This window comes from Kitasatospora griseola (genome assembly GCF_014648555.1).
GTDB classification, from domain to species: domain Bacteria; phylum Actinomycetota; class Actinomycetes; order Streptomycetales; family Streptomycetaceae; genus Kitasatospora; species Kitasatospora griseola.
The window spans coordinates 2,879-21,229 of record NZ_BMRI01000056.1 but is presented as its reverse complement, the minus strand read 5'-3'; the positions used below and the strand labels follow the sequence as shown (position 1 = coordinate 21,229).

Here is an 18,351-nt window from a genome sequence, read left to right as displayed (position 1 = left end):
GCCGAGGCGGTCAGCGGAGCACGGCGGCCGCATCGTCGCTCGGGGCCCGGTAGACCGTCACGATCGAGGCGACAGCGTCGATTTCGAGCGGCCCGGCGATCCGCAGCCAGACCAGCCCCGGCAGGTCCTCGGTGCGGTCGAGCCGACCCGCCGCCTCGGCCGGCCAGGGCAGCGGCAGCTCCGGCAGGTGGGTGAGGGAGATTCCGTCGATGCAGGAGGGCAACGGATCGGGTTGCCAAGGGCGGACCGAGCGAAGACCCGCCAGCGAGATCACCACATCGGGCGTCGACGGCCCCTCGCGCAGCCACACGTCCAGCGTGTTGGCCTTGCCGTCCTCGTAGGACTCGTCCAGCGAGACGCGTTCGATGAAGTGGTCGAGACAGGACTGCAGCGCCAGGGCCGCGTTCGTGCAGCGGTTCCGGTGGGCGTCGATCCTCGCGTGCTCGTCGGTCACGGCACGAGACTACGTCGCACGGCCGACCGGACGGCGCCGCAACGGACCCGCGAGGCCTCGACCAGCGCGCTCACTCGCCCGGGTAGCGCACGCCGATTCGTTCCCGTGCCGCGTCCAGGGTGCGCATGACGGCGAGGGTGCCGTCGAGGGGGACGAGGGGGGATTCGGTGGCGCCGGTGCGCAGGCAGTGCATCACTTCGGCGGCTTCCAGACCGTAGCCGTGGCCGTCGGCGGGCGGGGCGTGGAAGGTCTCGGGGGCGCTGCCGTCGCGGTGGAGGGTGAAACCGGTCGGGTGGAAGAAGTCGCGCTCGATCTCGATGTGGCCCAAGTCGCCTTGAACGGAGGCGCGTTGGGCGCACTGGGTGTCGAGCGAGCAGGAGAGCTGGGAGGTCGCGCCGTTGCGGTGGCCGAGCAGGAGGGCGGTGTGCGCGTCCACGCCGCCGTCGGTGAGGCGGGCGCGGGCCTGAATGCTCTCCGGCTCGCCGAGCAGCAGGTGGGCGAAGGCGACCGGGTAGACGCCGAGGTCCAGCAGCGCGCCGCCGCCGGCTGTCGGGTCCCACAGGCGGTGGTGCGGGTCGGTGGGGGCGACAACGCCGAACTCGGCCCGGACGGACCGCACTTCGCCGATCGCGCCGTCGGCGATCAGCTCGGTGATCCGGCGGACGGACGGGTCGAGGTAGGTCCACATCGCTTCCATCAGGAAGACCTCGTGCTTGCGGGCCAGCGCCACCAGCTCGGCGCTCTGCCCGGCGTTCAGCGTGAACGGCTTCTCGCACAGCACCGCCTTCCCCGCCTCCAGGAGCAGCTTCGCCGCGGCGAAGTGCGCCGCGTGCGGGGTGGCCACGTACACCACGTCGACCTCGGGGTCGACCGCGAGCTCCTGCCAACTCCCGTACGCCCTGCCGATGTTGTGGCGCTCGGCGAACGCCCGGGCGGACTCCTCCCGGCGGGACGCCACCGCGAAGGCCTGCGCGCCGGGCACGGCGGCCAGGTCCTCGACGAAGGAGCGGGCGATGCCGCCGGTGGCGAGAATGCCCCAGCGGATCGGGCGGTCGGTGATCGGCTGCACGGGAGTCCTTCGCAACGGCGCGACGTACGGGCCCGCCCAGCCTATCCACCCGCGCACTGGAATTCGGTGGGGACGGCGGACCGGCGGCGGCTACCTCGGCGGCACGGCATCCGAACACCCCCTGCTCCGGGATGTCCTCCCGGAGCTCGTGGACGAGCCGGCGGCCCTGCTGGAGGCCGAGGGCGAGTCGGAACTGGCCGCCGGTGCAAGCGAGTTGCGCCTGGTCGCGCAGTGCGACTGCGGCGACGACTTCTGCCGGAGCCTCCGCACCGCCCCGCACTCGCCGGGCCGGCCGTACGGCCCGGGCCACCGCTGCCTTCCGCTGCCCGCGACGAGTGGCACGGTCGTCCTGGACGTGATGGACGACCGCATCGTGTACGTCGAGCTGATCGACCGCCCGCCCCTGCGGGACGCGCGCCTTCGCGGCACCGCGGCGACCGGCCAGGGCGGCGCCGCGCACTGACCGGTCTCGGCAACTCGCGGTGAAATCAGGCGGATTCGATCGCCTTGGCGGCCTGCCGGGGAATGGTGGCTGCGGCCGGCTGCGGCTCGGCGGGAGCGCTGCCGGAACCGGCGGTGGGCGGCTCGGGCGTGGCGGGGTTGGCGGGCGTGGGGGCCCCGGTGGGTGACGTCGGGGCCGTGGGCTGGATCTTGTCGTCGCGTTCGTCGTCGCCCGCCCCGTCGCGGGTGGTGAGGACGGTGTCGAAGATCTCGCGGAGCTTGTCAGTGGCCTGCTTGGAGAAGAGGCCGCAGAGGCCGGCGATCCCGGCGAAGCCGTACGGGTTGGTGGCGGTGCCGTCGGTGCCGTTGGCGAACAGGCCGCCGCGCAGCAGGAAGTAGACCAGCAGCGCGAGCGCTCCGCCGATCGCCGTGCGCAGCAGGTACCAGGGCAGCCAGCTGGGCAGCAGCTGGCGGTTGCCCGCGTAGGTGGCGAAGGACGTCGCGGCGTGCACGAAGCTGCCGAGTCCGCTGGCCGCCAGGACGGCGATCAGCATCGCGGTGTTGGAGGTCAGGTGCCACGGGCCGAGGCCGAAGACCGTCCACAGCTCCGGGGCGCCGGTCGGGGCGCGTTCGGCGGTCAGCGTGGTGAGCGGAGTCCAGACGCTGATCAGCGCGGCCACGCAGATGAACGCCTCGGCCAGCAGCATCAGGCCGAGCAGCAGGACCGCCCAGCCGGCCATCTGCTGCTGGGGCGGGAGCGGGGCGACCTGCCCCGGCGTGGGGCCGCCGTCGCCGGCGAACGGGTCCGGGGCGGGGCTCGGAGCGGGGTCGGCCGTCGGGGAGACAGGGGGAGTCATCGAGGAGTTCGCCTTCCGGTCCGGTGGTGCACGGCAGACGGTGCACGGAGGTGGCGCGGCAGAGCCGGTCGCGGGGAGGGACTCTACCGTCCGGACGGGCCCGACAGTTCGTCAGGACCCCCGGGCAGAACGTGAGATGGCACCCACCCGTGGCGCGGACGGCCCGATGCCGCGGGCCTCTACCGGAGCGTGTACCCGCCACGGAGCGCGGGGAAGCGTCGGCCGGCGGGGTGTCAGCGGCGCACGCCCGACAGGCGGGAGAACTTGGCGACCTCGAAGGTGGTGTACGAATTCGACGCCAGCAGGGAGAACTTGATGCCCTCGCGGCCGTCGGGGCGCCGGTAGCCCTCCGGGAGGAAGCGCTTGTAGTGCTCGGCGGCACGCTGGAAGAACTGCGGGCGCTCGGCGCGGGTCAGCGTTCCCGGCAGGTCGTAGACGAACAGGTAGTGGCGGACCATCCGGGTGAACAGGTGCGTCCGCACCTCGGGGTTGACCGACGGGGCCTCGGCGGGCTGCGTGTCCAACAGCTCGAAGGTGCTCTCGTAGCGGTCGAACAGGTCGAAGTGGCTCGCGCCCTCGCTGCCCTCCGGGTGCAGGGTGTGGCGGCGGCGGATGGTGACGCACTCGCGGTCCAGCACCGCGATCCGGGAGGCGGACAGCAGCGAGCGGTGCACCGCCGGGACCTCCTCGTAGAACCCGTCCGGGAAGGTCGGGACGGCGCCGTTGCGTACCAGCCGGTCCCAGATCAGCGGCGGCGCGCCGAACAGTTCCGGGTGCTCGTTCAGGGTGAACACCTCCGGCCCGGCGGCGGCCAGCAGCTCGGCCGCGTTGCCCGGCCACACCTTGCCCCGGTACTCGCGGTTGTGGCCGAACAGCAGCAGGTCGACCTCGCCGGTCTCGGCGAGCCGGGCCGCCATCGCCTCGAACGCGTCCGCCGGCAGCAGGTGATCGGAGTCCAGGAACAGCAGGTAGTCGCCGCGCGCGTGCGTCGCGCCGGCCATCCGGGCCTGCCCGATGCCGGGCTCCGTGTCCAGCCGCAGCACCCGCACCCGGGCGTCGCGCAGCTCGTACGCCTCCACCAGCCGCTCCTCCGGGCAGTGCGGGGAGGGCGTCCGGACCACGATGATCTCGAACTCGCGGAACGACTGTCCGAGCAGGGAGTCGAGACACTCCTTCAGTTGTTCCTGCTCGTCGTAGGCGGGGAGCACGACGGTGATCAGTGGTGGGGCCATGGGCGGGAGGCTAGGGGCGGGGACAGCCTCAGGCAAAGGTCGGAAGCCGCTCGAAAGTGGCCATTCCGGACAGTAGAGGCGGGAAGTTCTCTTAATCTTCACCAAATGAACACGACCGTGCGATGAAATGTCCGGATAGAGGGCGGAACGCCGTGACTTGCTGACGTATCGTCAGATGTACGCATGGTGGTGGAGCTGCGCACACACCGTGCCGAACCTCCCCGGAGGGTCGAACCGCAGCCCTCAGTACCAGTTGTGCGACTGCCAGAACGACCACGCCGCACACGGGCTGCCGTACGTCTGGTTCATGTACTGCAGCCCCCACTTGATCTGGGTCGCCGGGTTGTCCCGCCAGTCCACGCCCACCGACGCCATCTTCGAACCCGGCAGCGCCTGCATCAGCCCGTACGCACCCGAGGACGCGTTGGTCGCGTGCACGTCCCAGCCGCTCTCGCGCTCCACGATGTTGTTGAAGCACTGCAGCTGCCCGGCCGGCACGATCTGCGCCGCGATCTGCTGCGGCGTCCCGCTGTACGTCTTCGCGAGCGGCGACGCGGACGCGGAAGCGGCCGGCTTGCCGGTCGGCAGCGCCTGGCGCTGCTGATCCCGGGACGCCGCCTCCGCCCGTGCCTTCGCCTCCGCCGACGCCTTGGCCTGCGCACTGGCGCTCGCCTCGGCCTGCGCACTCGCACTGGCGCTCGCCTCGGCCTCCGCCCGGGCCTTCGCCTCCGCCTCGGCCTGCGCGCTCGCACTGGCGCTGGCACTGGCGCTTGCACTGGCGCTCGCGCTCGCCTCGACGGCGGCCTGCGAAGCCAGGGCGTCCGCCGCGAGCTGCTGGTCGCTCGCCGACGCGGGCCTCGCGGCGGCCTCGGCCGGGGTCGAGTGCTGCGGCAGGGCGACGGCCAGCGCCGAGGCGCCCGCGACCACGAGCGTCGCCACACCCGTCACCACCGCGCGGCGGTGACGGCGGAACTTCCCCGAAAGGCTGGGCGTGCGGTGCTTCGGCATGGCGATCTCTTCTGGTACGGGCCGGACGGCCGGGTGGACACGGCGGCCCGCCGACCGGCACGCACGGCACCCGCCGCGCCGCCGTGGGGGCACGGCGCAGCGCGGCAGTCGGTCGAACGTGGCAGCAGGGCAGTGGCCGGGACAACCGGCCGGACCGCCCGGCGGACGGGGAACATTCTTGGCAGATCACGGAGAGTGGCCCAAAAAGCCCGGAAACTATGGCCCGTAGTAGCCGGGGCACCGGCGCCCGGGCCGCGGACCGCCCCGGGCCGCCCTGCGACGGGCTCGGCGGGACGGTCGTCCGACGGCCAGCGGATTGCCGCTGACCTGCGAAGTTGCGGTAGCCTTCGATGGTCGGGCAGCGAGCCGCGAGCGCCACCCGACCGGCGCCTCGACCCACCCACTATCGAGGACCGTAGAAGCCCCCCGCGATGTGGGAGGGCTCACAGGAACCGAACGCGCCCGGGCACACCCCGCACCCGCCCGGCCACGCCCGGTGGATCACAACGGCACCCCGGTCACAGCGCGCGATCACCACGCCCCGATACTGGCCGCATGGTGATCGCGGTGGTGGGGATTGCGGCGCTCGGCCTGCTCGGGGCGGCGCACTGGTACGTGTGGCGACGACTGGTCCGCGACGTCTCCACCCCGCGCAGCCGATACCGGCGGGCAGGCACCGTGCTCGTCGTCCTGCTGCCCGTCCTCTCCCTGCTGGCCCTGGTCGGCGGCCGCGCCTTCCCGCTCGCCGTCGAACGCTGGTTCGCCTGGCCCGGCTACCTCTGGCTGGCCGTCCTGCTGTACCTGCTGCTCGCGCTGCTGGTCGGCGAGGTGCTGCGCCCGCTGCTGCTCCGCCTCCCGCGCCGCACCTCGCGCGATCGCGCGGACCCGTCGGCGGCGGAGGAGCTAGCGGTCGAGCCCTCGGACGAGCCTGCGGTGGAGGACGTCGCGGTGGCCGACTCGGCGTCGCGGCGGCTGTTCGTTTCGCGGGTGGTGGCCGGGGCGGCCGCCGGAGTCGCCGTCGGAGTGGTGGGCAACGGCGCGTACGGGGTGCTGCGCGGGCCGCAGGTGAAGCGGGTGACGGTGCCGCTGGCGAAACTGCCGCGCGCCGCGCACGGCTACCGGATCGCCGTGGTCAGCGACATCCACCTCGGCCCGATACTCGGCCGGGCGCACACCCGGCGGATCGTCGACACCGTCAACGCCACCCAGCCCGACCTGATCGCCGTGGTCGGCGACCTGGTCGACGGCACCGTCCCCGAACTCGGCCCCGCCGCGCGCCCGTTGGCGGACCTGCGGGCCAGGGACGGCGCGTACTTCGTCACCGGCAACCACGAGTACTTCTCCGGCGCCGCGCCGTGGGTCGACTTCGTCCGCGAACTCGGCGTCCACCCGCTGGAGAACGCCCGCGTCGAACTGCCCTGGTTCGACCTCGCCGGGATCAACGACATCGCCGGCACTTCGCAGGGCCAAGGCCCCGACTACGAACGGGCGTTGGGCGACCGCGACCGCGGCCGGGCGGCCGTCCTGATGGCCCACCAGCCGGTGACCGTCCACGACAGCGTCCGCCACGGCGTCGACCTCCAGCTCTCCGGCCACACCCACGGCGGCCAGCTCTGGCCCGGCAACTACCTTGCCGAACTGGCCAACCCGACCGTGGCCGGCCTGGAGCGGTACGGCGACACCCAGCTCTACGTCACCCGAGGCGCGGGCGCCTGGGGCCCGCCCGTCCGGGTCGGCGCACCGTCCGACATCACGGTGGTCACGCTCGCCTCGCTCCAGGCCTGAGCCGCCGCCGCCGGAAGGCCGGGCGCCGGGTGGCTGGGTGGCTGGGGGGCTGGGTGGCTGGGCGGCTGGGTGGTCGCGCGGCGGAAAACCGCTGGCAGGGACGGTTGCCGGTTCGGCAGGATCTCCGGCATGGAACGAGAGCCGCAGCAGGAAGAAGGAGTGCCGGTCGACCGGCTGGCGTTCAGCGCGGAGCAGTGCGTGGCGCTGGTCGCCGACAACCACGGCCGGCAGTTGGACTGGACGGTCGCCTCCCTGGCCGAACTCGACGCGGTCTGCGCCGAGTTGATCGCCCCCGGGCCGCTCGGCGAGGCGCGGATGGCGATGTGGTGGTCGCTGGTCGCCTGCTACACCGGCGAGGTGATGGTCCGCCGCTACGGGGGCGAGTGGATCGACGCCGGGGAGGACTCCGCCGGCCCCGCCGTCCGGGTGCTCGGCCTGACGGCCTTCCCCTTCAACACCGCGCACCGGGTGCTCAGCGGCGAGGAGGGGAAGAGCCTGGCGTCCTCGGTCGGCATGATCCCCGGGGTCTCCCGCCACCGCGGCCTCTCCGGCTGACCGTGCGGCTCAAGGGTGCATTCGCGCACCCTTGAGCACCTTGTCCACCGCGTTGCGCGGCCCGTGCAGCGCCAGCCCCACCAGATCGAGCCCGGCCGTCGGCACCGCGCGGACCGCCGCCCGGTTGTCGCGGTCGTTGCCGGTGCCGAACAGCTCGGCCGTGAACACCGCCACCGGCAGCGAGCGGGACAGCGCCCGCGCATGGGCGGACGTCAGCAGCTCGCCGCCGCCCTCGAACACCAGCACCGGCTGACGGAACATCGGCAGGTACGCCGTCCCGTCCGCGTCCGCGTACGGCTCACCGATCAACTCCGGTACGGCGGTGCCCAGTCCGCTCACCAGGAAAGCCGTCACGTTCAGGCGCTGCCAGGGCGCGAGGTCCTCGCGCAGCAGGACGGCGATCTTCGTGTCGAAACGGGCAACGGTCGGGGTGCTGGGGGTGCTGGGCAGGGTGTGCGTGTCCATGGAGTGAGCGTGCCGTCCCGGGTGCGGCCCCGTCTTGTACGTTCTTTGCATGACAGCGGCGGCCCGACAGGAGATCACCGCCTGGCGGCCGCGCGTGCCCGGCATCGTCGAGGTACTGCACGCGCACCTCACCGAACACCGCTACCCCATGCACGTCCACGACGCCTGGACGCTGCTGATCGTCGACGACGGCGCCGTCCGCTACGACCTCGACCGCCACCGCCGCGGCACCCCGCACGACACCGTCAGCCTGCTGCCGCCGCACGTTCCGCACAACGGATCGCCGGCCACCGAGGCGGGCTTCCGCAAGCGCGTCCTCTACCTCGAACTCGGGCAACTCGGCACGGAGTTGATCGGACCGGCGGTGGACGGGCCGGACCTCGCGGACCCGCTGCTGCGACGGCGGGTCGGGCAACTGCACGCGGCGCTCGGAACGCCAGGGGAGGAATGGGAGGCGGAGAGTCGGCTGGCGCTGATCAGTTCGCGGCTACGAGAGCTGCTCCGACCCCGAACGGCGGTGCCCGCCACGCCCGTTGACCGGGGCCTCGCCCACCAGCTGCGCGACCTGCTGGACGCCCGGCTGACCGAACGGACCACCCTCGACGAAGCCGCGAGGCGTCTTCACGCCCACCCCGCCCACCTGGTCCGCGCCTTCACCACCGCGTTCGGCCTGCCCCCGCACCAGTACCTCACCGCCCGCCGCATCGACCGCGCCCGCCACCTCCTCCTCGACGGCCACCCCCCGAGCACCGTCGCCACCACCCTCGGCTTCCACGACCAGCCCCACCTCACCCGCCACTTCCGCCGCATCCTGGGCACGACGCCTGGACGGTTTGCGCGTGGGGTGCGGTAGGGGTTGGGGGTTGCGCTGCGCGCGGCTTTGAGTAAGGGGGGAGTGGATGCCCCAGGGCTGCTGGGGCGGGAGTTGCGCTGCGCGCGGCTTTGGGGGAGTGAAGCAGAGCAACCGCGGGTGGTTCGTCGCGGTTGGAGACTCGTCGCGCTGCGCGCGGCCGTTGAGGGGAGCGGTACAGGGCAACGTCGGGCCGGTGCGCGGTGCGCGGTGCGCGGTCGGGGTGGGTGTCGGTGGGGTCAGAGCCAGCCCTGTTGGGCGGCTTTGAGGCCGGCTTCGAAGCGGCTGGCGGCGTTGAGGCGTTCCATGATGGAGGCCATGTGGCGGCCGACGGTGCGGGCGGAGATGCCGAGGCGTTGGCCTGCGGTGTCGTCGGTGAGGCCGGTGCCGAGGAGGCGGAGGAGTTCGCGTTCGGTGGGGGTGAGGCCGGTGGTCGGGTCGTCGGGGGTGGTGGCGCCGACGGGGACGGCGGTGTTCCAGGACTGTTCGTAGAGGTCGAGGAGGGCGCCGATGATGCCGGGCTCGGTGACGTGCAGGGCGCCCTTGCGGGTCTCCTTGGGGTCGATGGGGACGAGCGCCTGGGCGCGGTCGACGATGACGATGCGCTGGGGGACGGTCGGGGCGGTGCGGACCTCGCCGCCCTGGCCGAGCAGCCAGTGCGCGTAGTGGGCGACGTGGGGGTGGTGGCGGCTGGAGTCCTGGCAGACGGCAGCTTCGGCTGGGGCTGACCCTCGTGGACCTCGTCTACGCCAGCCTGCGGCGCAAGGAGCCCGGACCCGCCCCGACGCAGGAGTCGGGCGAGGTCGTCGGGATCCTGTGGGCCCACGCCCTGCCCGGCGACGCACTCCAGCACGTCACCGTCGTCTGCAAGGCCGATCAGGTCGACCTCCTGCTCTATCTCCTCACCCGGCATCCCGCCGACGGCCCGTCGACCTCCGTGCGCACCGCCCACTCCCTGCTCGCCCGCAGCTACCGGGCCTCACTGCTGCTGGCCCGCCGCTACCACCGGTCGACGCCGGTCGGCTGAACTCCCGTCAGGGGACGGGCGGGCGGGCGGCGTCGGCCTGCCCGGTCATTCGCTCGGCGGGCCGGCCTCGCCGTGGCGGGCGACGAGGGCCCGCATGGACGTCAGGAAGCCCTGGACGGCGGCGAGTTCGGCGGGGGAGAGGCCGTCCACCAGGGCGACGGTGTCGGCGATCAGCGGGCCGAAGTGGCTCTCGCCGAGGGCGACGGCCTGCTCGGTGACCTCCAGCAGGACGCGGCGGCGGTCGTGCGGGTCGCGGGTGCGGCGGACGTGGCCGAGGCGTTCCAGGCGGTCCAGGACGGCGGTGGTGCCCGCCGAGTTGAGGCGTAGCTCGCGGCCGAGCAGGCCGGGGGTCGCGGGGGCGCCGGAGCGGGCGGCGTCCAGCAGGGCGATCAGGGCGCGCAGGTCGGTGGGGTGGAGCCGGTTGCGTCGGGCGAACTCGGCGGCGAGCACCTCCAGGTCGACGGTCAGCGCGCGGAGTTGATGGACCGTCTGCAGGCCGTGGCGGTCCGGGAGTTCGGCGGTCATGCGGTGCGGGCCTTTCGACGGGGGTGCCTTCGGGGGCGGAGACGCGCGTGCATATTATCTCGCCGAGCGAGAGACTTGCTCGGCGAGAAAACCTGCCAGCCGGAGGCTGCCGCCATGGCGTTCGACCGTTCCGCCTTCCTGTCCGCGTACGACACCCTGCTCGACCGCTGGCCCGTACCGGTCGAGCCGATCGACCTCGACACGCCGTACGGCACCACCCGGGTGAACGCCGCCGGGCCGACCGGCGGACCGCCGCTGGTGCTGATCCACGGCGGTGGCTCCACCGCGGCGAGCTGGTGGGCGAACGTCGGCGAACTCGCCTGCGAGGCACGGGTGTTCGCGGTCGACCGGATCGGCGAGGCGGGCCGCTCCGCACACGTCGGCGACCGGCCGCTGCGCACCGTCGAGGACCTGCACGGCTGGCTGGACGCCGTCCTGGACGGGCTCGGCCTGACCGAGACCGACCTGTGCGGGCACTCCTACGGCGGCTGGATCGCACTGAGCTACGCGCTGCGCCGCCCCGACCGGATCGACCGCCTCGCCCTGCTCGACCCCACCGGCTGCTTCACCGGCTACTCGCCGCGCTACCTCCTGCGCGCGGCGCCGATGCTGGCCCGCCCGACCGAGGCCCGCGCCCGCGCCTTCCTCGCCTGGGAGACCGGCGGCATCCCGCTCGACCCGGACTGGACGCGGCTCCACGGCCTCGCCGCGACCTTCCCCGCCGCCCGCCCGATCACCGGCTCCCGCCCCACCCCCGAGGCGCTCGCCGCCCTGCGCGCCCGCTGCCTGCTGCTGGTCGCCGCGGACAGCCGCCCCCACGACCCGCGCACCCTCACCGCCCGCGCCGCCCGGCTGCTCCCGCGGGCCGAACTCCGCACCCTGGACGGCGTCTCCCACCACGCCCTGCCGTACACCCGGGCGGAGCGGCTGAACGCGGAGCTGACGGGCTTCCTGGCGCGTTAGACCCCGCGGCTACCAGCCGGTGCGCAGACGGTAGGCCGGGGTGAGGTCGCGGACCTCCGCGGAGCGGACCACCTCGCGGCCGAGGACGGGCCGCAGGTGCTTGTCGAGCAGGCGCAGCACCTCCTCGGACAGCCGGGCCTTCAGTCCCTCGGGCCGGCCCGGCAGCAGGCCGATCGCGATGTGCACGAAGGCCGTCAACTGGCCGTCGGCGTCGTCCACCCAGGTCTCCGCGGCCTGTCGGAAGAACGTCTTGCACACGCCCCGGGACGCCACCCACTCGCGCACCATCGGGTGCAGCTCGCGGACGAATCCGGGGCGGTCGAAGGAGTCGGCCAGCTGTGGCGAGTAGTCGACGGTGATGTGGGGCATGGCAGGACCTTCTTCGCGCAGATGCTTGGCTTCTACACCTGCCATTCAAGCCCCGCCCACCTCCGGGCCCGCGCCCGGGGTCCCGCACGCCGGACGCGCCGGGGGTGCGGGGGAGCGGTCAGTCGGCGGCGGGCGCGGACCCGGCCGGGGTGTCGTGGATGCCCAGGCGCAGGTGCTCCACGTGGTAGAGGGCCTGGTCGAGGAGCTCGGCGACGTGGTTGTCGTACAGCGCGTAGACGATCGAGCGGCCGTGGCGCTCGCCGGTGACCAGGCCGAGGTTGCGCAGCAGCCGCAGCTGGTGCGAGCAGGCGGAGGGCTCCAGGCCGACGGCCTCGGCCAGGTCGCCCACCGAGCAGGGCCCTTCCTGGAGCCGGGCCAGGATGTGCAGCCGGGAGGGGGTGGCCAGGGCCTGGAGGGTGGCCGCGACATCGGCGGTTCCGACGGCGTCCAGGCGTTCGCGGGTGGTGGCGCTGCTGGCGGTGTCGATTCCGTGGCCCATGGGCCCATCATACCGGTGACACCTGAAGACCTGTTCAGATGTTCCGGTATGGTGAAAGTGTCGTCCTCCCCATCGGCGAAGGGTTGCCCCGCCATGTCTTCCGTCCTGGACCGGCGCCCCGCGCCGCCCACCACAGGACCACGCCCGGCCCCGCCGAAACGGCGCACCCGCGTCCTGGCCCTGCCGGAGGCCCGGTGGGCGCTGGCCGCGCTGGTGCTGTTCCTGATCGCCCTCCCGCTGGACCTGGCCGGCGCCCCCGTCTGGGCCTGGGGCCCGCTGTACGCCCTCGCCTACGCCACCGGCGGCTGGGAACCCGGCTGGGCAGGCCTGCAGGCGCTGAAGGAGAAGACCCTCGACGTCGACCTGCTGATGATCGTCGCCGCGCTCGGAGCGGCCGCGGTCGGGCAGGTGCTGGACGGCGCGCTGCTGATCGTCATCTTCGCCACCTCCGGCGCGCTGGAGGCGATCGCCACCGCCCGCACCGCCGACTCCGTGCGCGGCCTGCTCGACCTGGCCCCCGCCACCGCGACCCGGCTGACCGCCGACGGCGAGCAGACCGTCCCGGTCGAGGAACTCGCCGTCGGCGACACCGTGCTGGTACGGCCCGGCGAACGGATCGGCGCCGACGGCCGGGTACTGGACGGCGCGAGCGACGTCGACCAGGCCACCATCACCGGCGAACCGCTGCCCGTCGCCAAGCACCGCGGCGACGAGGTGTTCGCCGGCACCCTGAACGGCACCGGCGCACTGCGCGTGCGCGTCGAGCGCGACGCCGCGGACACCGTCATCGCCCGGATCGTCGCCATGGTCGAGGAGGCGTCCGAGACCAAGGCCCCCACCCAGCTGTTCATCGAGAAGGTCGAACAGCGCTACTCGCTCGGCATGGTGGCCGCCACCCTCGCCGTGTTCGCCGTCCCGCTGGCCCTGGGCACCGCGTTCACCGACTCGCTGCTGCGGGCGATGACCTTCATGATCGTGGCCTCGCCGTGCGCGGTGGTCCTCGCAACCATGCCGCCCCTGCTGTCCGCGATCGCCAACTCCGGCCGGCACGGCGTCCTGGTGAAATCCGCCGTCGTGATGGAACGCCTCGGGCAGATCGACACCGTCGCCCTCGACAAGACCGGCACCCTCACCGAAGGCGCCCCCCACGTCACCGACATCCGCCCGCTGCCCGACTCCGGCCTGACGGAGCACCAGCTGCTCGCCCTGGCCGCAGCCGCCGAACACCCCAGCGAGCACCCGCTCGCCCGCGCCGTCGTCGACGCCGCCCGCGAGCGCCGCCTCCCCCTCGCCACCGCCGCCGGCTTCACCTCCACCCCCGGCGTCGGCGTCACCGCCACCGTCGACGGACACACCGTCACCGTCCACGCCCCCGACCGCGACTGCCCCGCCACCACCGACGCGGTCTCGGAACTGGAGGACGCCGGGCGCACCGCCGTCGTGGTCGCCACCGACGGCGCCCCCGTCGGCGTGCTCGGCCTCGCCGACCGGCTGCGCCCGGACGCCGCCGCCACCGTCCAGGCCCTGACGGCGCTGACCGGCGCCGCCCCCGTGCTGCTCACCGGCGACAACCCGCGCGCCGCACGACGCCTGGCCGAGGACGCCGGAATCGGCGAGGTCCGGGCCGCCCTGCTGCCGCAGGACAAGGCCGCCGCGGTCAAGGAGTGGGAGCGGGCCGGACGGAAGGTCCTGGTGGTCGGCGACGGCGTGAACGACGCGCCGGCGCTGGCCGCCGCGCACACCGGCATCGCGATGGGCCGGGCCGGATCCGACCTGGCCCTGGAGACCGCCGACGCGGTGATCGTCCGCGACGAGCTCGCCACCGTCCCCGCCGTGGTGGCGCTCTCCCGGCGGGCGCGCTCGCTGGTGGTGCAGAACCTGGTGATCGCGTCGGTGTTCATCACCGTCCTGGTGGTGTGGGACCTGGTCGCCACCCTGCCGCTGCCGCTCGGCGTGCTCGGACACGAGGGATCGACCGTCATCGTGGGCCTCAACGGCCTGCGGCTGCTGCGCGACGGCGCATGGCGGCGCGCCCGTGCGGAGAGCCGCCGATGAGCCGCCGCACCCGCGAGAAGGCCGCCGCCCCCGCCCCGCAGACCGCGGCCCGCTGCACCGTGACCGTCTGCCGCGGCTGCTGTTGCGGCACCCCGAAGATCCCCCGCCTCGACCACGCCGCCCAGCTCGCCGGCCTGCGGACCGCCCTCGCCGGAACGGCGAACGTCCGGCCCGTCCCCTGCCTCGACGCGTGCGAGCACGGCAACGTGATCGTCGTGCAGCCCTCCGCGGAGGGCCGGAAGGCGGGCGGCCGGCCGGTGTGGCTCGGACTGGTCAACGACCTGGAGGCGACCGCCGACATCACCGCCTGGATCGAGGCCGGCGGCCCCGGCCTCGCCGAACCCCCGGCCGTGCTCGACCTGTACGCCTTCCAGCCCTCGCGCCGGGTGCGCGCCGAACTGGAGGACCGGTAGCACCGCTCCGGCCGCTCCCGCAGGAGCGGCCGGACCGCCCCCGCGATCGACATGATGCCGCGTCGAAAGCAGCACATCGGCGGGGGAAATCCGGGCGCGGCCGTTGGCCCGGCCGGAGCGGGGAGTGTAGGAATGGGCGTATGACCCGGTTTCGGGCAGCACCCGGCGGACCAGGCGCGGCGGGCCACACCTCCCCGCGTCGGACGCCCGTGGGCCCCCGCCCGGAGCCCCCGTCCGCAGTGACGTTCCCCCAGGTCGGGCGGTGCGGATGAGCCAGGAAGTGCACGGCAGGCACCCGTCGGCGGACGCCGAGGCGTCCGTCGTCCGGGAAGGCCTGCTGCTGATCGACGCCGACCGGCGGCTGCTGTACGCCAACGACGAGGCCCGCCGGCTGCTGAAACTGCCCGCCGACTGCGAGAGCCGCCCGCTGCGGGCGCTCGGCCTGCCGGCCGACCTGCTCGCGCTGCTGGACGGCGGACGCGACCTCACCGACGTGTCGGTCGCCGTGCCGGGCCGCACCCTCGGCCTCGACCTGCGCCACACCGACCGGGCCGGCGGCCCGGCCTGCCGGGTCGCCACGCTCCGCGACACCGCCGTCCTCGCCGACCCCGACACCGCCCGCCGCCGCCTGGAACTGCTCTACCGGGCCGGCGGCTCCATCGGCACCACCCTCGACATCACCCGCACCTGCCAGGAACTCGCCGCCGCGCTCGTCCCGGCCTTCGCCGACTACGCCTGCGTCGACCTCTGCGAAGGCGTCCTCGACGGCGGCGAACCCCGCCCCGCCCGGAACGGGACGATGCACCGGGCCGCCCTCACCGGGATCACCGCGCAGCCGCCGCTGCTGCCCCCGGGCGCGTCCGTGCCGGTCGTCCCCGGCACCCCGCGCGCCCGGGCCGTCAGCACCGGCCACCCGGTGGTCGAGCCCGACCTGTCGGCGGCGCTGGACGTCTGGGACGACGTCCGGCCCGGCACCGTCGACGCCATGCGCGACGAGCAGGTGCACACCCTGATCGCCGCGCCGCTCAACGTGGGCGACACCATGCTCGGCCTCGCCACCTTCTGGCGCGCCCGCCCCCGGCCCGCCTTCGACGAGGAGGACGGCGCGCTCGCCGAGGAACTGACCACCCGGGCCGCCGTGCTGGTCGACAACGCCCGCCGCTACACCCGCGAACACACCATGGCCGTCGCCCTCCAGCACAGCCTGCTGCCCGCCGGACTGCCCGAGCAGCAGGCCCTGGAGGTCGCCTCCCGCTACCTGCCCGCGCAGGCCGGCGTCGGCGGCGACTGGTTCGACGTGATCCCGCTGTCCGGCGCCCGGGTCGCCCTGGTGGTCGGCGACGTCGTCGGCCACGGCGTGCACGCCGCCGCCACCATGGGACGGCTGCGCACCGCCGTGCACACCTTCTCCTCGCTCGACCTGGCCCCCGAGGAACTGCTCGGCCACCTGGACGCCCTGGTCAACCGCCTCGACCAGGAGAACCCCCGCCCGGACGGCGCCGAACGCCCGATCACCGGCGCGACCTGCCTGTACGCCGTCTACGACCCCGTCACCCGGCGCTGCAGCTTCGCCCGCGCCGGGCACCTGCCGCCCGCCGTGGTGCACCCCGACGGGCACGTCGAGATCCCCGACCTGCCCGCCGGGCCGCCGCTGGGCATCGGGCAACTGCCCTACGAGACCGCCGAGTTGGAGCTCCCCGAGGGCAGCCGGCTGGTGCTGTACACCGACGGCCTGGTGGAGTCCCGGTCGCACGACCTCGACCACGGCATGAAGCTGCTGCGGGCCGCACTGGCCCACCCCGGCCGCAGCCCGCGGGAGACCTGCGACGACCTGCTCGACGCGCTGCTGCCCACCAACCCCGCCGACGACATCGCCCTGCTGGTGGCCCGCACCCGGGCGCTGCCCGCCGACCACGTCGCCGACTGGGACGTCCCCGCCGACCCGGCCGCCGTCGCCCGGGTGCGCGCCGCCGTCACCCGCCGACTGGAGGACTGGGGCCTGATCGAGCAGGCCTTCGCCGCCGAACTCGTGCTCAGCGAACTGATCACCAACGCGATCCGGTACGCCAGCGGACCGATCCGGGTCCGGCTGCTGCGCGACCGCGCACTGATCTGCGAGGTCTGGGACGGCTCGGCGACCTCCCCGCACCTGCGGCACGCCACCGACACCGACGAGGGCGGACGCGGCCTGTTCCTGGTCGCCCAGCTCGCCGAACGCTGGGGCACCCGCTACCCCGCCAGCGGCAAGGTCATCTGGGCCGAACTACCGATCGGCCCGCCGTACGGCGGAGCGCCCGGCGAGGCGTTCGAGGCCGGCGAGGCGTTCGACGGGGGAGAGCCGCTCACTCCTCGCACAACTCCTTGAACAACTGCAGATCGGTCCGCACCGCCTCCTCCACCGCCCGGCTCTGCGCGAACCCGCGCGGACCGCCCAGCGACTCCTTCAGCTCCTCCGGGTCGTACTCCAGACGCACCTGCACCTGCGTGTGCGCGGCGTCCAGCGGGCGCAGCGCGAACGTGCCGCGCAGCGGCGGGCCGTCCACGGTCTCCCAGCTCATCACCCGGCCGCGGCCGTGATCGGTCAGCTCCGCGTCCACCTGATGCCGCTCGCCGCCGAACTCCACCTCCAGCTCCGCGTGCCGCCGCCCCCGCGCGCTGGCGTGCACCACCCCGCCGACGAACTCCGGGTACTCCGCCACCCGGTGCAACTGCGACCACGCCGTCCCCACCGGGGCGGTCACCTCGATCTGCTCCTCCAGGGTCCGCATCGCGCGCACCTCCGCATCCTCGACGCTCCTTCCAGCCTGCCAGCGCCGACCGCACACCGCCCCCGACGGGCGAGTGCTCGTCGGGGGCGGTGGCGGTACGGAGGGGGAGTGGTCAGTCCTGCGGGAAGGCGCCCTCGAACGCGGCGGCCAGCCGCAGGTACGGCACCGCCTCGGCGTGCCGGCCCTGGCGCTCCAGGACGCGGCCGAGGACGAGGTGCGCGTAGTGCTCCACCGGGTCGCGCTCGATCACCTCGCGCAGCTGCTCCTCGGCGCGGCGCAGCTGGGCGGAGTGGTAGTACGCCCGGGCCAGCAGCAGCCGCGGGCCGACCTGCTCCGGGGCCTCCTCGACCAGCTCGGCGAGGATCCGCGCGGCGTCCGCGTACGCCTTGGAGTCGAAGAACAGCTGGGCGCGCACCCAGCGCTCGGCGACCGTCCCCTCGTGGAGGCTCGCCTGCTCGGTCGGCAGGCCCGTGGTCCGGGGCCGGAAGTCGGTGGTCATGCCCTGCTCCTTCCCGTTCCCGGGGCCGTCGTCGGATCCCCGGTGCCGGGCCTCCGCGGCCCGACAGGTGGTTGAACATTCACCTACCGAGGTCTATTCCAAGGTCGTCAGGGTCCGTTCCGGGATCGTTCCGGGGTCCGCTCCGCGGCCCGGGGAGCGCGATCAGGGCTCCGCCGCCAGGTCCAGCAGCCGCAGCATGAACTCCACCGGCAGCGCCGGGTTCGCCGCCGCCGCCCCCGGACACGCCCCCGGCTCCAGCAGATCCAGCAGCACCTCCAACGGCAGCCGCGGATCACCGGCGGCCGCCCGCGCCACCGCCTCGTCCGGATCCTCCGCCAGCCGCGCCAGCACCTCCGGCGCCAACTCCGGATCCCGCAACGCCGCCAGCCGCAACGCCGGCTCCGGCCGCTCCGCCCACGTCGCCAGCCCCGGCGCGGCGAACCGGTCCAGGGCCGGCAGCGAGGACGGACCCAGCAGCTCCGCGTACACCGACCGCAGCAACGCGCCCGGCGCGTCC

The 18,351-nt window shown here is 74.1% G+C and carries 21 protein-coding genes and 1 pseudogene; 9 read left to right on the top strand and 13 right to left on the bottom strand.

What is annotated here, in order from left to right:
- Nucleotides 1–10: 10 nt before the first annotated feature.
- On the bottom strand, nt 11–454 hold the full coding sequence (locus IEZ12_RS35580; protein ID WP_189278311.1) for a hypothetical protein: 444 nt from the start codon (nt 452–454) through the stop codon (nt 11–13).
- A 70-nt stretch (nt 455–524) separates the two neighbouring features.
- Complete coding sequence (locus IEZ12_RS35575; protein WP_189278309.1) at nt 525–1,523, bottom strand: Gfo/Idh/MocA family protein; 999 nt, start codon at nt 1,521–1,523, stop codon at nt 525–527.
- 148 nt (nt 1,524–1,671) lie between these two features.
- Here IEZ12_RS35575 and IEZ12_RS35570 point away from each other — a divergent pair, with 148 nt between their 5' ends.
- Complete coding sequence (locus tag IEZ12_RS35570; protein WP_229848607.1) at nt 1,672–1,986, top strand: hypothetical protein; 315 nt, start codon at nt 1,672–1,674, stop codon at nt 1,984–1,986.
- A 25-nt stretch (nt 1,987–2,011) separates the two neighbouring features.
- On the opposite strand, the gene IEZ12_RS35565 is transcribed toward IEZ12_RS35570, so the two are convergent.
- The 3 genes from IEZ12_RS35565 to IEZ12_RS35555 form a co-directional block, all read right to left on the bottom strand.
- Nucleotides 2,012–2,821 (bottom strand): hypothetical protein, encoded by an 810-nt coding sequence (locus IEZ12_RS35565; protein WP_189278306.1) that lies wholly within the window; start codon nt 2,819–2,821, stop codon nt 2,012–2,014.
- 233 nt (nt 2,822–3,054) lie between these two features.
- Entirely contained in the window at nt 3,055–4,053 is a 999-nt protein-coding gene (locus IEZ12_RS35560; RefSeq protein WP_189278304.1) for a glycosyltransferase family 2 protein, read from the bottom strand.
- A gap of 243 nt (nt 4,054–4,296) precedes the next feature.
- On the bottom strand, nt 4,297–5,061 hold the full coding sequence (locus IEZ12_RS35555; RefSeq protein WP_189278302.1) for a lytic transglycosylase domain-containing protein: 765 nt from the start codon (nt 5,059–5,061) through the stop codon (nt 4,297–4,299).
- Between the two features lie 555 nt (nt 5,062–5,616).
- Here IEZ12_RS35555 and IEZ12_RS35550 point away from each other — a divergent pair.
- Together IEZ12_RS35550 and IEZ12_RS35545 are read left to right on the top strand one after the other, a co-directional pair.
- Nucleotides 5,617–6,846 (top strand): metallophosphoesterase, encoded by a 1,230-nt coding sequence (locus IEZ12_RS35550; RefSeq protein ID WP_189278300.1) that lies wholly within the window; start codon nt 5,617–5,619, stop codon nt 6,844–6,846.
- Nucleotides 6,847–6,975: 129 nt separating this feature from the next.
- A complete protein-coding gene (locus IEZ12_RS35545) occupies nt 6,976–7,401 on the top strand; it encodes a hypothetical protein (protein WP_229848605.1) in 426 nt (141 codons plus the stop codon).
- Nucleotides 7,402–7,410: 9 nt separating this feature from the next.
- On the opposite strand, the gene IEZ12_RS35540 is transcribed toward IEZ12_RS35545, so the two are convergent.
- A complete protein-coding gene (locus tag IEZ12_RS35540; protein ID WP_229848604.1) occupies nt 7,411–7,866 on the bottom strand; it encodes a DUF2000 domain-containing protein in 456 nt (151 codons plus the stop codon).
- A gap of 49 nt (nt 7,867–7,915) precedes the next feature.
- Here IEZ12_RS35540 and IEZ12_RS35535 point away from each other — a divergent pair, with 49 nt between their 5' ends.
- Nucleotides 7,916–8,719, top strand: a complete 804-nt coding sequence (locus IEZ12_RS35535; RefSeq protein WP_189278295.1) for a helix-turn-helix transcriptional regulator — start codon at nt 7,916–7,918, stop codon at nt 8,717–8,719.
- 236 nt (nt 8,720–8,955) lie between these two features.
- On the opposite strand, the gene IEZ12_RS35530 is transcribed toward IEZ12_RS35535, so the two are convergent.
- Complete coding sequence (locus tag IEZ12_RS35530) at nt 8,956–9,561, bottom strand: LuxR C-terminal-related transcriptional regulator (protein WP_189278294.1); 606 nt, start codon at nt 9,559–9,561, stop codon at nt 8,956–8,958.
- Here IEZ12_RS35530 and IEZ12_RS35525 point away from each other — a divergent pair.
- Entirely contained in the window at nt 9,450–9,743 is a 294-nt protein-coding gene (locus IEZ12_RS35525; RefSeq protein ID WP_189278333.1) for a hypothetical protein, read from the top strand. The genes IEZ12_RS35530 and IEZ12_RS35525 overlap by 112 nt on opposite strands.
- Nucleotides 9,744–9,788: 45 nt before the next feature.
- Here the strand turns inward: IEZ12_RS35525 and IEZ12_RS35520 are convergent, their stop codons facing one another.
- A complete protein-coding gene (locus tag IEZ12_RS35520) occupies nt 9,789–10,268 on the bottom strand; it encodes a MarR family winged helix-turn-helix transcriptional regulator (RefSeq protein ID WP_189278292.1) in 480 nt (159 codons plus the stop codon).
- A gap of 114 nt (nt 10,269–10,382) precedes the next feature.
- On the opposite strand from IEZ12_RS35520, the gene IEZ12_RS35515 reads away from it, so the two are divergent.
- Nucleotides 10,383–11,231, top strand: coding sequence for an alpha/beta fold hydrolase (locus IEZ12_RS35515; RefSeq protein WP_189278290.1), 849 nt, complete (start codon nt 10,383–10,385; stop codon nt 11,229–11,231).
- 9 nt (nt 11,232–11,240) lie between these two features.
- Here the strand turns inward: IEZ12_RS35515 and IEZ12_RS35510 are convergent, their stop codons facing one another.
- Both IEZ12_RS35510 and IEZ12_RS35505 read right to left on the bottom strand, forming a co-directional pair.
- Entirely contained in the window at nt 11,241–11,600 is a 360-nt protein-coding gene (locus IEZ12_RS35510) for a 5-carboxymethyl-2-hydroxymuconate Delta-isomerase (RefSeq protein WP_189278288.1), read from the bottom strand.
- A 118-nt stretch (nt 11,601–11,718) separates the two neighbouring features.
- A complete protein-coding gene (locus IEZ12_RS35505) occupies nt 11,719–12,099 on the bottom strand; it encodes an ArsR/SmtB family transcription factor (protein ID WP_189278287.1) in 381 nt (126 codons plus the stop codon).
- A 93-nt stretch (nt 12,100–12,192) separates the two neighbouring features.
- Here IEZ12_RS35505 and IEZ12_RS35500 point away from each other — a divergent pair, with 93 nt between their 5' ends.
- From IEZ12_RS35500 to IEZ12_RS35490, 3 genes are all read left to right on the top strand, one after another.
- Entirely contained in the window at nt 12,193–14,154 is a 1,962-nt protein-coding gene (locus IEZ12_RS35500; protein ID WP_189278285.1) for a heavy metal translocating P-type ATPase, read from the top strand.
- A complete protein-coding gene (locus tag IEZ12_RS35495) occupies nt 14,151–14,567 on the top strand; it encodes a (2Fe-2S) ferredoxin domain-containing protein (RefSeq protein WP_189278283.1) in 417 nt (138 codons plus the stop codon). The genes IEZ12_RS35500 and IEZ12_RS35495 overlap by 4 nt, the downstream gene beginning before the upstream one ends.
- Before the next feature lie 268 nt (nt 14,568–14,835).
- Nucleotides 14,836–16,932 (top strand): SpoIIE family protein phosphatase, encoded by a 2,097-nt coding sequence (locus IEZ12_RS35490; protein ID WP_189278281.1) that lies wholly within the window; start codon nt 14,836–14,838, stop codon nt 16,930–16,932.
- Here the strand turns inward: IEZ12_RS35490 and IEZ12_RS35485 are convergent.
- The 3 genes and pseudogenes from IEZ12_RS35485 to IEZ12_RS35475 form a co-directional block, all read right to left on the bottom strand.
- Nucleotides 16,910–17,335, bottom strand: coding sequence for an SRPBCC family protein (locus IEZ12_RS35485; RefSeq protein ID WP_043907341.1), 426 nt, complete (start codon nt 17,333–17,335; stop codon nt 16,910–16,912). The two genes, IEZ12_RS35490 and IEZ12_RS35485, sit on opposite strands and share 23 nt — an antisense overlap.
- A gap of 112 nt (nt 17,336–17,447) precedes the next feature.
- On the bottom strand, nt 17,448–17,834 hold the full coding sequence (locus IEZ12_RS35480) for a tetratricopeptide repeat protein (RefSeq protein ID WP_043907339.1): 387 nt from the start codon (nt 17,832–17,834) through the stop codon (nt 17,448–17,450).
- Nucleotides 17,835–17,996: 162 nt separating this feature from the next.
- A pseudogene (locus IEZ12_RS35475) lies at nt 17,997–18,351 on the bottom strand (hypothetical protein); the annotation flags it as partial.